This is a genomic window from Pseudomonas rhizozeae, from assembly GCF_031583775.1.
GTDB lineage: Bacteria > Pseudomonadota > Gammaproteobacteria > Pseudomonadales > Pseudomonadaceae > Aquipseudomonas.
On record NZ_JAVLSB010000045.1, the window covers coordinates 127355 to 140986 of the forward strand.

At 62.5% G+C, this 13632-nt stretch carries 9 protein-coding genes; all 9 read right to left on the bottom strand.

The window, feature by feature from the left end; all coding sequences use genetic code 11:
* Positions 1–28 precede the first annotated feature (28 nt).
* The 9 genes from RG836_RS15000 to RG836_RS15040 all read right to left on the bottom strand — a co-directional run bounded on the left by RG836_RS15000 (position 29) and on the right by RG836_RS15040 (position 13629).
* Entirely contained in the window at positions 29–1159 is a 1131-nt protein-coding gene (locus tag RG836_RS15000; RefSeq protein ID WP_310846826.1) for a hypothetical protein, read from the bottom strand.
* Positions 1143–4742, bottom strand: a complete 3600-nt coding sequence (locus RG836_RS15005) for a toxin VasX (protein WP_310846828.1) — start codon at positions 4740–4742, stop codon at positions 1143–1145. The genes RG836_RS15000 and RG836_RS15005 overlap by 17 nt, the downstream gene beginning before the upstream one ends.
* Positions 4739–5605, bottom strand: a complete 867-nt coding sequence (locus RG836_RS15010) for a DUF4123 domain-containing protein (protein WP_310846831.1) — start codon at positions 5603–5605, stop codon at positions 4739–4741. Before RG836_RS15010 ends, RG836_RS15005 begins: the two co-directional genes overlap by 4 nt.
* Positions 5602–7605: a type VI secretion system Vgr family protein gene (locus RG836_RS15015; protein ID WP_310846833.1), complete on the bottom strand. Its 2004-nt coding sequence runs from the start codon at positions 7603–7605 to the stop codon at positions 5602–5604. Before RG836_RS15015 ends, RG836_RS15010 begins: the two co-directional genes overlap by 4 nt.
* A 140-nt stretch (positions 7606–7745) precedes the next feature.
* The gene (locus RG836_RS15020) at positions 7746–9386 is read right to left on the bottom strand and encodes a BatD family protein (RefSeq protein ID WP_310846835.1); all 1641 of its coding nucleotides are present in this window, start codon (positions 9384–9386) and stop codon (positions 7746–7748) included.
* Entirely contained in the window at positions 9383–11125 is a 1743-nt protein-coding gene (locus RG836_RS15025) for a vWA domain-containing protein (RefSeq protein WP_310846837.1), read from the bottom strand. Before RG836_RS15025 ends, RG836_RS15020 begins: the two co-directional genes overlap by 4 nt.
* On the bottom strand, positions 11122–12201 hold the full coding sequence (locus tag RG836_RS15030) for a vWA domain-containing protein (protein ID WP_310846839.1): 1080 nt from the start codon (positions 12199–12201) through the stop codon (positions 11122–11124). Before RG836_RS15030 ends, RG836_RS15025 begins: the two co-directional genes overlap by 4 nt.
* Positions 12194–12688, bottom strand: a complete 495-nt coding sequence (locus RG836_RS15035; RefSeq protein WP_310846840.1) for a DUF4381 domain-containing protein — start codon at positions 12686–12688, stop codon at positions 12194–12196. The genes RG836_RS15030 and RG836_RS15035 overlap by 8 nt, the downstream gene beginning before the upstream one ends.
* The gene (locus RG836_RS15040) at positions 12685–13629 is read right to left on the bottom strand and encodes a DUF58 domain-containing protein (protein ID WP_310846843.1); all 945 of its coding nucleotides are present in this window, start codon (positions 13627–13629) and stop codon (positions 12685–12687) included. The genes RG836_RS15035 and RG836_RS15040 overlap by 4 nt, the downstream gene beginning before the upstream one ends.
* Positions 13630–13632 lie beyond the last annotated feature (3 nt).

Here is a 13632-nt window from a genome sequence, read left to right on the forward strand (position 1 = left end):
AACATCGTTGAATGCTCACTGACCCTGTTCATGCGCCGCGTTTCCCGCCTGAGTTCAAATTACGCACCTCAGCAAAAATCTCAGTAATCGGCCTGCGTGGCTGGCGTTTGTGCAGGGCGCGGACGTGTTCGCTGAGGCGTAGCAGTTCTGCGCTGGGCTTGGCCCATTGGTCTTTCAGCAGTGGCTCTGACCACTGCTGCATTACTTCAGGCAGTGCTCGTTGGCCCATAGTGTGGATGCGCCGCACTTCCCATTCGGTGATGTGGTTGGGCAGGGTCCAGAAGGTCATGACGTGGTACAGGTACCAGAAAAATCCAGAGATGCGGCTACGCGAGCCGTCGCGGATTTGTTGGTGCATGCGCGCGCGGGCGTTGTGGAACGTGTGCACGCCTTCGTGGGGCGGGTCGTCGGGGCCTTGCAGGTCTTGCGGGTCCTGGATTGATTTGAGGTCGTGGATTTCGTACTCCATGTAACCGCGAATCGCCTCCCAGTGGCTGATCGCCAAAGACAGGCCAAAGCAGGGAAACTCCACACTGGTCAGTGTTTCGCCGTGCTGAAACCCGATGCCCATACCGTACTGGCGGTGGATGCCGTATTGAGTGGCACCTTGTGCTTCGACGACCCAGGCCGAGAGTGATTCCCACGGCACGAACAAGGGTTCGTTGGCGCCTTCGGGCATGAAACAGACTTCGCGGCGTTGGCGGTTGAAGCGGGTAGGGATGATGTGGATGCGTTTTTTGTGGTTGTGGTGCCAGACGGCCAAGAGGATCAGTTGTACGCATAGTCCGGTTATTAGCGCATTCCCATGAGCCTCTGCGAATACGCCTACCATGGAGTCCATTATGTCCTGCCAGGAGTATCCAAAAACAACTCCTAAAAACCCCGTAAAAATGGGAAACAAGAATGCAATTGTAAAAGCGACGTTGAACGGTCCGCCAAGCGTCATTTGCCACATAAAAATTTGCGGTGGCCCCACTCCGAAGTCCATAAACACTGCGTTCATCTCGCCAATATGTGGCGCATGGGGTGGTAACGGAGTCGGCAGCGGTAATGGCGCCAAGTAGGTGATTTTTCCGCTCGGAAACGGCTCTACATCACCGGCCGTTCGCGGTTGCTCAAGGTCGGGAGCTGGCAAACGCAGATCAAGGTTGTTGGGCATGGTCGGCCAGCTCCAGCAGATGGGTTTCAACCCGCAATATGGGCGGATGCTCGGTGACAGCGTCTCGCGGCGACACCGGGTAATGGCCTTGTCCGCGAGGGTCCAAGCGAACTACGTGGATTCGAGAGACCCAGACGCCGCTGGCATTCATAGTTTGAATGCAAACCGTCAGTTCCAGGGTTTCGGTGCCAGAGTTATATTGACTGTCGAGGTCCAAGGGGGAGCGCAGGCATAACACCAGTTTATTGGGTTCGGTTTCGGCGATGCGCAGGCTTTCGACGATTTCATCGCTAATGACGGTCTTACGTTCTCGCGGAATGCTTCTACTATGCAGTGGCACGCTGATCCGGTGGGCGCCGATGCCCAGGCGCATACTCGGTTGGCCGCTTAGCGGCGGCTGGAAGTCACTGAGTGAGTATCCAGGCAATACCAGATGGATATCACTGGGCTTGGCCTTCAACAGCAGGTTTTTCAACCATGAGTCATGTTCGTTGGGCCCTAGTTGCGCATAAGGAGCCTCGACGAGGCGGGCAAGGTAATCGCGATACTTCTCCAGGGAATGGTCCCCGCGTTCTTCCCCATCTCGACTCCACGGCGTAGTCCTCAGCCATTTGTCGTGGGCGCTGAGGTTGTAGCGATTGAAGAGCCAGGTGCCGCTTAGTTCCAGTACCGTGAACAATGCGCCGGCAAGGTTGAAGCGAAAGAAGACGGTGGAAAGGCGCGTGCCGGCGGCGGCCCAAGCGGCGGTTCTGGCTGCGCTGTTATTTGCACTAAACAGGGTGTAGCCCACGTGGCCGGTGTGCCCCAATCCAAAAGCGCTAACTGTTGTCATTCCAGCTGCACCGACCGCAGCCAATGCGGCACTTCTTTGCGCTAAGTGATTGGCACTGCGTGTTGCTTGCTGCCAGTCGCGCACCTTATCGACGAGGTTTACGATTGAAGCGGAAAAACCGAAGCTGTACGTGAAAATACCTAATCCAAAATGCAACTTCCCCATCTGCACATGCACACTTTGCAGAGCATGATGCTGAAGTCCCGCAGTTAAAACCGAGCTCCGCGCCTTCAAAGCGGTATCGGCCAAACTTTGAGCCGCCGTAAACCCGGCAGCCCCGGTCGAGGCAAGTGCCGCAAAGAACTCAGCTCGTTTCTTTTGATTTTTAGTCTGTTTCATCGTTTCCCGATAAACCGCAACCAAATTCACCCCCTGCACCAACACCACCAACAACCCCATCCCCTCGCTTTTCACCAACCCAGCCTTCGGCACCTCATAAATCCCCAGCCGGATATTGCTCAGCAAACTCCTGACTTCCTGTTGCTGCGCCGGCGGAAACAGCACCGTCACACCCGCGCGGGCCGGTGTCGCGCCGTAGAGGCGCATTGATTGATCCGGCAGTTCGGCAATCGGGCTCAGTGCTCCCGCCAATCGGCCTTCGAGCTGCGTCAACTGGGCGCGGACGCGGGTGATTTCTTCATGGAGTTCCACCGCTCTCGGGGTTTTGTGGCCTTGGCGGTTTTTGTTGTGGGTGAGGCGTCCGCGTTCGCGGTTCAGACCCGTGAGGTACTCGCGTTCACTCAGCAGTTCCTTGATAGTGCTTTGTAGCGCGCTCTGTTCTGCGGCGCTGGCGACGGTGAAAGTTGCGCCGCTGGTGCGCGCGGCGTCGAGGATGCGCGCCGGCAGGGCTTTGGGCAGCTGTCGGAACAGTTGCTCAAGGTCGGGGATTTTTTCGCCGCCGAGGTCGAAGCCTTCCAGCGCACGGCTCAGGCCCAGGTTCAGCGCCGGGCTGAGGCTGTGTTGCGCGGCGTCGGCGACGGCGCGGGTGTGTTCGGGCAAGTCATCGAGCGCCGGCAAGTGGGGTTGTTCGAGGCGCCGCAGGGTGGCAAGCCAGTGGGGCAGGTTGTTGAACAGCGCCATGCCAGCGTTGGACAGCGTGCTGTATTGCGCGATCAGCTCTGGCCGCAGGCGCAGGGGCAAGGTGTAGAACAGCGGCCGGGTCAGTTCCGGGTGGGCTTCCAGATAGCCGAGCAGCTCCAGGCTGGCCCAGTCGCTGCGGCAGATGTCCTTGAAACAGGCGTACTCGGCGGTGAAAGTGTGGCCCAGTTGCTGCGTATCGTTGCCGTCGTAGTACCACGCCGAGCGGTGATAACGCCCGGCACACACCAGTTGCGTGCGGTCGGCGGTGATGCGCTCGAGCACGCGGTTCCAGCGTCCGACATCGTCGCGGTGCCGTGCCAGTACCTCGTCCATGGCCGGACGATCAATCAAGCCGTTGATGCCGCGTTTACCGCTCAATAACGAGCCATCAAGCAGGTCGAGGACGCGTTGGTCATGTTGCCTGCCCAGATTGACCAGGGTCTGCAGGTGGCGCTCGACGAATTCGGTGGGGGAGGCGTGAAAGTATTCGCGGGTGTAGTAACGCCGATCCGCCTCGGCACTGGCGCGCTCATAGGCCGAGAAGTCAGCGGTGGCGCCGTCGAAGCGGTTCAGCTCATAGGCTTTGTCGACGGCCTCCTGCCGCTCTCGCTCCAATTGCGGCGTAGGCTCGATCACCGACGGCTCGACCTTGCCACCCCGGTTCAAGTATTCGCGCAACCGGTCGCGGGTGAGTTGCCGCTGCGGTTCCGGGAGTTGTTCAAGGTCGGTAAACAAGGCGTTGGTTGCCGGGCCGTGATCGGCCTTGGCGAGTTCGGCCATGTCCTCGCCGCTGAGCTGGCTGAGGGATTCGATGTAACAGGCCAGCAGATAATCGCGTTCGTTATGACCGGTGTTGCTCCAGTCGTCGACCCACTTCACGACGCAATCCTGATACTCAGCCAGGTCGCGGAGTACACCGAGATCATCCTGCACCAGCAGAAACAGCGTGTCGTCCTGATACGCCGGGCGCACCTGCCCCAGCCATTCGCCGATGTGCGCCTGGCGAAAACGCGGCGGTTGCTCCCATAGATAGGGTTCGCGTTCATGTTCCGGGGCGTCGCTGACATGCACTGTCGGCAACAGCACGGCGTCACCCTCGGCAGCCGCTACCGGTTCAGCACCTGCGGCTAGCTCCGCCGACCAGCGTTTGGCTTGCTCGACCGTAAGTAAGTGCTCGCCACCGACCAGGCAATCGACCGGGCGAAGATCGACGCGCTGCATGAAGTATTCGCGATCCGCGACGCTGTCCAGCACTTGCGCGCATTTGGCGGCGGTCCATTGCACCTCGGCGAAGGTCACATGCAGCACGGCCTGGCGCGAGAACACCAGCGCCGGGCGTTCTTCAATGGCGCTGCGTTGATCACTGTCGACCTTTTTGCCTCGGTGCAGCAATGCGACGACCAGGCCGTCGAGGATTCGATATTCGTGCAACTCGGCACTGATGCTGTCGATGATGTACAGCCAACCATCGCGTAACAGGCGGACTCCCACCGGGCGACTGGTTAGGGCGTAGGGCACCGTCAGCTCGGCACTCGGGTCGAGGGGCTTTTCCACCAGCCCATAAGATAACGGCAGCAATTGCACATGGGTGTGCCGCAACTGGCAGGCGCCGGGTGAACCAATGGCGGTTTTCGAGGCGGCGGCAGCGGCGAGGTTGGCGGGATGGGTCATGGCTGGCCTCGTTGGGTGGCCCAGCGATGGGCGCGTTCGGCGGCCAGCGCAACGCGCTCGCCGGGTGATTGCAGGGAGGGCGTCTTGAGCAGTCGTGCGATGTCGGGGTGCTGGTCGAGCGGTGCACCGTCCAGCCAGGCCATGATGTTGGCGAAATACAGCCAATCCGACTGGCTGGCGAGGCCAAGCGCGTTGGCGTGTTCTGCCAGTTGCTCAAGCCTTGGCCAGCGCTCGGTCAAGGTTGAATGACCCAAGAAGTCGGGGAAATGTGTCCGCAAATGGCTATCGAGATCGAGCAGCGCACGACGACGATCCACGCGGTCCAGCGCCTCATTCTGCTCGGGGCTCAGGCGATAGGGCGTCGGCAAGTCTGGACAATCGGCGCCGCGTGGTCGCTGGCAGCACCAATCGGCACTGAGGCCGTCGGCGGTTACGACACAGGACAGCGGACCAAACAGCCGCTGATCGCCGCTATCGAAGAGGGCCCGCGCCACGGCAGCGTCCGCCAGGCGCAGCAGGATGGTTTGGCCCTCCGGCAGCTCAACGGTCAAGAGCTTGCGCAAGTGCCGGGCCAAGTCGTGCAGCGGCTGCGGACTGAACAACAGCAGCATGGATTCTTCATGGGCCTGTCGCATGAAGAACTGGAAGATCGGCCCGTCCGGCTGCTCGATCGGCACCAGCAGCGGTGAAATATCCCGCAGCGCGGCGAACGGAGGAACGTCGAACAGGGCCGTGGCAGTCACTGCGGGATCAAGGCTTCGCAACTGCTGCGGCAAATGTTCGAGGGTTGTGCCGTCGAACAATACATAGGCCGCGTGGTCGTTCCATGGCAGGTGCTCGGGTAAAGGGAGTACTGAATTCATGCGCGGGCCGCCTCGCAAATCAGGCACCGTGAGGCGCGGTTCGATACTAGCGCCTGCCGCTGCTGCACCGGGTCGAACGTCAGCGGTATCAGCGGCAATTCACCGGGCATCAGGGGCTCGGCGAGCATGCCGACCCCGGGTGCGCCACCTTGCTGAATCGCCACGCTACTAAAAATGCCCGCCGGCCCGAGGGTCAGCCAATGCCCGCTAGCCTTGAGCGTGAGGTTTGCGCCGCCATCGATCACCACTTGCTGACCGGCACTCAGGTTGATTTGCACGGCGGCCGTCAGTAGATGATTGGCGCTGCGGATATGCTGGTCGCCCTGCACCAGCAGATGGTCATGCTGTTTGATTTCGGTGAGGCGCTGGCCGTGGGTCAAGCGATGTTCATCGCCGTGCAACTCGTGGCTGGCCGTGCCGCCGACCACTACCGTACGTTGGTTGTCGACCTGGACGCGCTCATCGTTGCGCACCCACTGGACAAAATCGCGCTCGGCGCGCAAGGCGATTTCCTCGGCGCCCTTACGGTCCTCGATGCGTAATTCGTTATAGCCGCCGCCACCCGGACTGCTTTGGCTGCGAAACATACTTTGGGTGTGCTCGGCAGGCAGATCGAGCGGCACGGGCGTTGAGGCATTGGGCAGGCAGCCGAGAACGAACGGCTTATCGGGATCGCCCTCGGTGAACCCTACCAGTACTTCCATGCCAACCCGAGGAATTAGCACCGAGCCATAGCGATCATGAGCCCAGCCGGCGGCGACGCGCAGCCAGCAGCTGGATTTTTCGTCCAGTTCACCGTCCCGGTCCCAGCGCATTTGCACTTTGACGCGACCGTAACGATCGCAATAAATCTCTTCGCCGGGTGGCCCGGTGACCACCGCGTGCTGGTGACCGCAGATGCGTGGTTTGCGGTGTTCTAGCGCCGGGCGGAAGACTGCGTCCCACGGCGTGGCGACAAAGGTATTGCGGTAGCCCTGAGAAAAATCTCCATCACCCGGCGCATCGATCATGGCCTCTTCAAGCACTTGCGGTTGCTTCGCAAAATGTTCGATGCGGTTCAGCAGCCACAACCCATTGAAGTCTTGCCGTGGGTGGCCGCGCATATCGAGGAAGGTGCCGCTGCGCAGCAGGCGTTGATCGCTGCATCCGTGAGCCTGGCGGTAGTCGACACGGTGACGCTCCAAAGCGCGGCGTGCCAGATGCTTACCCCGTTCGCGATCCATGAACTGCCCCGGGAACGCGTAGTCTTCAAGGCGCGGAAGTTGCGCACTGCGGCTGTCGCTGTCGAGTTGCAGCCTAGGTGTCTCGAAGTTGTAATCGCGCCGACTGACGTGCGTGGTCCGGGTTTGCAAGTCGACCGTGAAACGCTGGATCACCGGTTCTTCGGCGACCATGCCGCTGTCCTGGACGTATGGGGTCGCGGCGGCGGGCCGGCTGAATACCGTCTGGTCGTCTCCGAAAACCAGGACGTGGCCCGTTGGGCTGTGTCGGAAATGAAAATGCAGGCCTTCCTCTTCACACAGGCGCTGGATGAAGGTGAGGTCAGATTCTTCGAATTGAACGCAGTAGGGGCGGGCTGGATAGGTCGCGCCGAGATGGAAACGCCACAGGTCGGCCGGCAAGCCATGGTCGGTCAGGACTTTGGCGATGATTTGCGGCACGCTGAGGTGCTGGAAAATGCGCTGGTTGTGGCGGTGACGCAGGTAAGCCAGGTGAGGCGCCAGCACCAGCGAGTAACGCGTCAGGCGCTTGCCGGAGTCACCTTGGGCGGCACGATAGACCTGCCCATGGATACCGCTGCCGTCAGGTCCGAAAGACAGATAGGCACAGCGATGCAACAGGCTTTCAAGGTCGAGTTGGGGAAGTTCGCTGACCAGTTCGAGCCTGACTTCGAATGGGTGGTTGAGCGCTTCGGTAGCGTGGAACTCGAGGACTTGGAGGTCGTAGGCAAACTCGGCGATATCGAGTTTGAAAACGACCTGATTGCCTTGGCTGAACATGCACCGGTCCCTGTGTCTTTCTGAAGGCACAGGACTTTGCGCGGATTGCCTGACGATCGCAGTCAGCCGATTCGATGTTTGCTGTAGGACATATCCTTGAAGTTAAGGCTTCCTACCGGCCTGAGTGCATTCTTTCGAGGCTACTTCGGATACAACGGCGGCAAGCCGCTGTCACCCACTGGATCCTGCACGGTCTCGGCAGTCGGAATGGCGCGGATCGCTCGCCACAGGTCCTCGCCTTGCCAGTGCTGGCCGGTTTCGCTGTACAGCGCGCCGTTGAGGCCGTCGAGGGCGTCGGACAGCGGGATGAAGCGCGCGGCCATGTCGGCCAGGGTTTCCGGTTGTTGCCGTGCCCAGGCGTCGAGCGCCTGGCGGGTGGCGTGCGGATCGTTGGCCAGACTGGCGCGTTTGATGTCGTCGAGCAAGGTCCGCGGGCTAGGGCCGGTTTGTGCGGCGCGCAGGATCGCCGGTTGCCAGCGCGCGCGCCACCACAGGCCGAAGCCGAGCAGGGTGGTGCAGGCCAGGATCAAGGTGCTGAGCTGCCACCACCACAACGACTCGTTGTCGGCGGTCACCGTCGGCGTGACGCCGGCCGGGGTGTCGACCATCAGGCTCGGATTGTTGCTCACCTGTAGCGTGCGGGCCGGCAAGTTGCTGTGTTCCAGATGATCTTCGAAGGTATTCCACCACACCACTTCCACCGGCGGCAGGTCGATCGCGCCGCTACGGTTGGGCACCAGCGCTTCACGGTCTTCACGGCTGCCGAGCACACCGCGTTCGGTGGTCTGGTTGCTCAGCACCGGTTGGTCCGGGTAACGCCGCAGGCCGGCGATTTCGGTGGCCGGCAGCGGTGGCAATTGCGCACTGGCGAGGCCTTCGGCCTTGAGCGTCAGATTTCGGGTCAGCGAGTCGCCGACCTGGCTGTGATCCGGCTCCGGGTTCCAGCTTTCGCTCAGGCTCAGGCTGCGCGCCGGCAGCCAAGGCGCGTCGGCGGGGTAGTCGGCGGGTTTGCCCTTGACCCGCAGTGACATCGCGGCAGAGCTGACGCGCATCAACTTGCCGGGTTTCGGCCCCAGTGAGGTGGTGGCGTCTGCGGCCGGTTTAGCGTCGACCAGGGTCGCGCTGAACACCTGCGCCGGAATACTCAAGGCGCCGCTTTGCTGCGGGAATATCCCGTAGCGCATTTCAATCACGCCGTGACGCACGCCGTTGATGACCTTCTCGTAGGTGCGCGACTCGCCGAGCTGTTCGATGCGCGCGTCGGGCACTTGCAAGGGGGTGAGGCTGCTGTCGTCGTACAGTGACACCGAATGGTAAATGCGCAAGGTCAGGATCGCCTGAGCCTGCACATAAACCGACTCCTGATCGAGACTGGCTTCGATAAACACCGGCGCCAGGGCGTTTTCGTTTTCCTGGCTGTCGCTCTGCACCACTTGCAAGCTGATCGGCTGGCTTTCGACCTCGCCGATTCTCAGCGCCGGGATCTCCACGCTGCCGTTGGCCCGTGGCAGCAGAGTAATGATCCAGCGGGTGGTGGCGCGGTTGTCGCCATTGATGGTGGTCAACTGGTTGACCTGCCGCGTGCCGCGCACTTCGAACAGCGGCTCGAGCGGTGCCAGGTCAGGCTTGCCGAACAGGGTAACGTCGCTGGATTCTAGGGTCAGCTCGACGGTTTCGCCGGAATTCACGCGGCTGCGGTCGACACTGGCAATCAGCCCCGAGGCTTGGGCCTGGACGGTCCACAGCAGCAGTGTGAGCAAGTAAGCGGTGCAGCGGGTCATCGCGTTTTTCCCTGATCCTGATGTTGTTGCTGTTCGTACCAGAATTTACGTCGGAGCAGTTCGCCGGGATCGTCCGGGATCTCCCGCAGCCATTGCTCCAGCGCTTGCCGGCGCTCGCCGTCGAGTGGCTGGTCGAGCCGGTGCGGCGGCGTGGTGCTCTGCTCATCCTTGAGTTCGCTGCCGGGCACTTGATTGGCGCCGGGCGCTGGCGGGGCGGTCGGCGGTGGCGCGTCCTGCCCCGGTGCCGCTGAATCGTCGCTGTTGCCGTCGTCGCTGTCGGCCGAATGCGCCGGGGTTTCAGCGGGCGGTGGCGTGGTAGGGGCGGCAGTTTCGTCGCTGTCGTCGGTGTCGGCCGGGGCGTTCGGGGGGGGCGCGTTTTGCTGTTTCAGCAGGCTTTCCACTAGCGCTTTGTTTAACAGCGCCGGACGCAGGTCAGGTTGCAGCTCCAGCGCTTGCTCATAGGCGTCGATCGCCGCGTCCAGTTCACCACTGTTGGCCAAGGCATTGCCTCGATTGTAGTGGGCGCGGGCGTCATTGCCTTCGGCGAAGCGCTGAGCGGCAGCCGCGTAGTCGCCAGCCTCATACAACGCGACGCCTTGCCACTGCCGATCCTCGAAGTGCTGCGCGGCCTCGGCGGGTTTTTGCTGTTTGAGCAGATGCAGGCCTTGTTGGTCGGGGCGCAGCCACAGATCTTCGAAACCAAAGGCGTAGCTCGGTTGCGGCAGCGCTAATAGCAGCGGCAGGCAGAACAACCAGCCACGCCGTCCGGCGCACGCGGCCAGCAGTAACAGCGGCAGCAGCAGCCAGTAACCCTGATCGGCCCAGGTGTCGAGGCGCAAGGTCTCGCCGTCGTTGCGCAACGCGCGCGGGCCGTCGAGCAAGCCGAGGCCGCGCAGGTCGCGGTCGTCCAGGCGGGCGGCGCGGTAGCGGCCATCCAGGTCGGTGACGAAGGCTTTCAGGCTCGAGCCGTCGAGGTGCGGCACCAGGATCGCGCCTTGGGCATCCTTGAGGAAACTGCCATCCTCTTGCCGCACCGGTGCGCCCTGGGCAGTGCCGACACCCAGCATCAACAACTGCGGCGCCTGGCCATTGAGTGCGCGGCGGATGCCTTGCTGTTCCTGCTCACTGAGGGACGAGCCGATCAGCAGAATCCGGCCCTGGCCCAGCGCGCCTTGTTCCAGCAGTTGGCGCGCCTTGACCACCGCCAGATCGGCACGATGACCGACCTCGGGCATGAGCGACGGCTTCAACGCTTCCAGCAGGTTGTGGCTGGTCGACAGGTCGTCGGACAGCGGCACCAGAGTGTGTGCGCTGCCGGCGTAGACGACGATGGCGGTCTGCGCATCGCTGCGTTGCTGCAACAGATCAAACAGCTTGCGTCGCGCCTGCTCCAGTCGGGTTGGCGGCGAGTCGGTGGCGAGCATCTCCGGGGTCAGCTCCAGCAGCACCACCAACGGATCGGCGGGTTTCTGGCTGGTTTGCTCGACCCGTTCCCAACTCGGGCCGAGCAATGCCAGGATCGTCAGCACCCAGGCGATACCGAGCGCCACCCACGGCAATTTGCTCTCGCGACCGCTGCCGCCACTGAGTAGCGCGGCGTGAAAGGCCGGCGGCAAAATCATCTGCCAACGCCCGGCGCGCTTCTGTCGGTGCCAGAGTTGCCAGAGCAACCAGCCCAGCAGTGGCAGGAGCATCAAGGCCCAAGGACGGAACCAGTGCGGCCAGAGGTCGGCGATCATCGACGCCTCCGCAAGCGCAGGCGCTTCAGGCGTTCGCCCCAGTCCGGGTGTTGTTTTTGCAGGAACAGTTCTTTGGTAAAGAAACGCTGCACCGGGTTGTCCGGCCAGCGCTCGCGCACCACCAGCAAGATGCTCAGCAGCAGCGCCAGGCTCAGCGGCCAGTGATACAACGCCTGGGCCGGACGGGCCTGGGTCGGTTGCTGGCTGACTGGCTCCAGTTGATCGAGGGTTTCGCGGATCGCCTGCAGTTCCTCGCCGTCGTGGGCACGGAAATAGCGACCGCCGGTGGCCTCGGCAATGGCTTTGAGCGCCGGTTCGTCGAGGTCCAGGCTCGGGTTGACCCCGAGGAACCCGGTGCTGCCGGATTGTTCCGGGTCGGCGCCGATGCCGATCGGGTAGATTGTCACGCCTTCTTCGGCGGCCAGGCGCGCGGCGGTCAGGGGGTCGATTTCGCCGCCATTGTTGGCGCCGTCGGTGACCAGAATCAGCACGCGACTTTGCGCCGGGCGCTGGCGCAGACGTTTGAGCGCCAGGCCGATGGCGTCGCCAATCGCGGTGTTCTTGCCGGCAATGCCGATCCGCGCTTCGTCGAGCCAGACGCGCACGGTACGGCGGTCGAAGGTCAGCGGCGCCTGCACGTAGGCCTGGCTGCCGAACAGGATCAGGCCCACTCGGTCGCCAGTACGTTGTTCAAGAAAGTCGCCGAGCAAATGCTGCACCAGGCTCAAGCGACTGACCTCGTCGCTCTGCCACTGCATGTCGGGAAAGTCCATGGAGCCGGACACGTCCACCGCCACCAGCAAATCCCGGCCGCTGGCGGCGATCGGCAGCGGTTCGCCGAGCCACTGCGGGCGTGCGGTGGCGATCAGCAGCAACAGCCATAAAAGAATGAACGGTGATTGCTGGCGCCATGCCGGCAGATTGGCCCGGGCACGGCGCCGCGCCAGACCCTCGAGGTCGCTAAGGAAACTGATCTTCAGCGCTGGCTCGCCGCTGTCCGCCACCGGCAGCAGCACGCGCATCAACCATGGCAGCGGCAGCAGGAGAAATATCCACGGCCAGGCGAATTCAAACATGCTTGCGAATCCAGGTATCGACGGCTTGTGTCAGGCCGGCAATGGCCTTGTCGTCGAGTTTGCATTCGGGTTTGTAGGCGCCTTCCACCAGTACCATCCACCGCGTCAGGCCCGCAGCGGGGCAGCGATTGTCAAGAAAGGCCAGCCATTTACGACCGTTGAGGGTGTGGCTCTGGCTGTAGGGATAGTGGTTGCGGCACAGCCGTTTGAGCAGTCCATTGAGCTGTTGCAACCAGGCACCGGCCGGCGCGCCGTCGTAAGGCTTGGGCATCAGCGCCAGCTCGGCCAGGGCCGCCACACGCACCGGGTCCAGAGGCTGCTCGGCGCGCACCAGCGGCCGCTTGTTCGGGATAAAACGTTTGAGCTGCCACAGCCCGAAGCCCAGCAGCGGCAGCAGCACCAGCAGCAACCACCAGCCGGGCGCGGGCGGCCAGAAAGCGATGGGCGGCGGCGTCATCAAGGGCTGTAATTGGTCGAGGCTGCTCATCGACTTTTACCCGGCTTCTGCGGATTCAGGTAATCGCGCAATTGTTCGACCATTTCCCCCTGCGTGCTCAGCGGCATCAACAGCACCCGTAACTTCTGCGCGAGCAATTCCCAGCGAGCGATGCGCGCGTCGGCCTGGGCGCGGTAGGTCTGGCGCAAATCGTAATTGAGCGTGTCGATTTCCAGTTGCGCACCGCGCTCGGCGAAACGCAGCAGGCCGGCGGCGGGCAGGGCGTGGTCGAGCGGGTCGGACACCGGCAACAACAGCAAATCGGTGTGGCGCGATAGCAGGCTCAGTTGTTGCTCGGCGCCTTCGGTCAGCGCGCGCTCGTCGCAGATGACGATGACCAGGCTGCCTGGGCGCAACACTTCACGGGCACGGCGCAGGGCCATGCCGAAGGCGTCGCGATCGGGCTCGCTTTCGGTGTGCAGCGATTGATTGACCCGCACCAAGCGGTTGAGCAACTGCAGCAGGCTTTGTTTACTGCGGCGTGGTTTGATCTCGTAATGCTCGTTGTCCCCGAACACCAGGCCGCCGACCCGGTCGTTGTGGCCCAGCGCCGCCCAGCCGATTAGCGCCGCCGCTTGTGCCGCGAGCACCGATTTGAACATCAGCCCGGAACCGAAAAACAATCGGCGACTTTGCTCGACCATGATGAAAATCGGCCGTTCGCGTTCTTCATGGAACAGCTTGGTGTGCGGCTCCTGGGTGCGCGCGGTGACACGCCAGTCGATGGTGCGCACATCGTCACCCGTCTGATAGACCCGCACCTGATCGAAATCGACGCCACGTCCGCGCAGCTTGGAGTGGTGCAAACCAATCAGCGGGCTGCGCTGGCTCGGCGTGGAAAACAACTGTACTTCGCGCACGCGATGGCGCATCTCGATCAACTCGGCGAGCGTGATGCGGATGCCCGGTTCGGGCGCGAGGCTGGCGTTCATGGG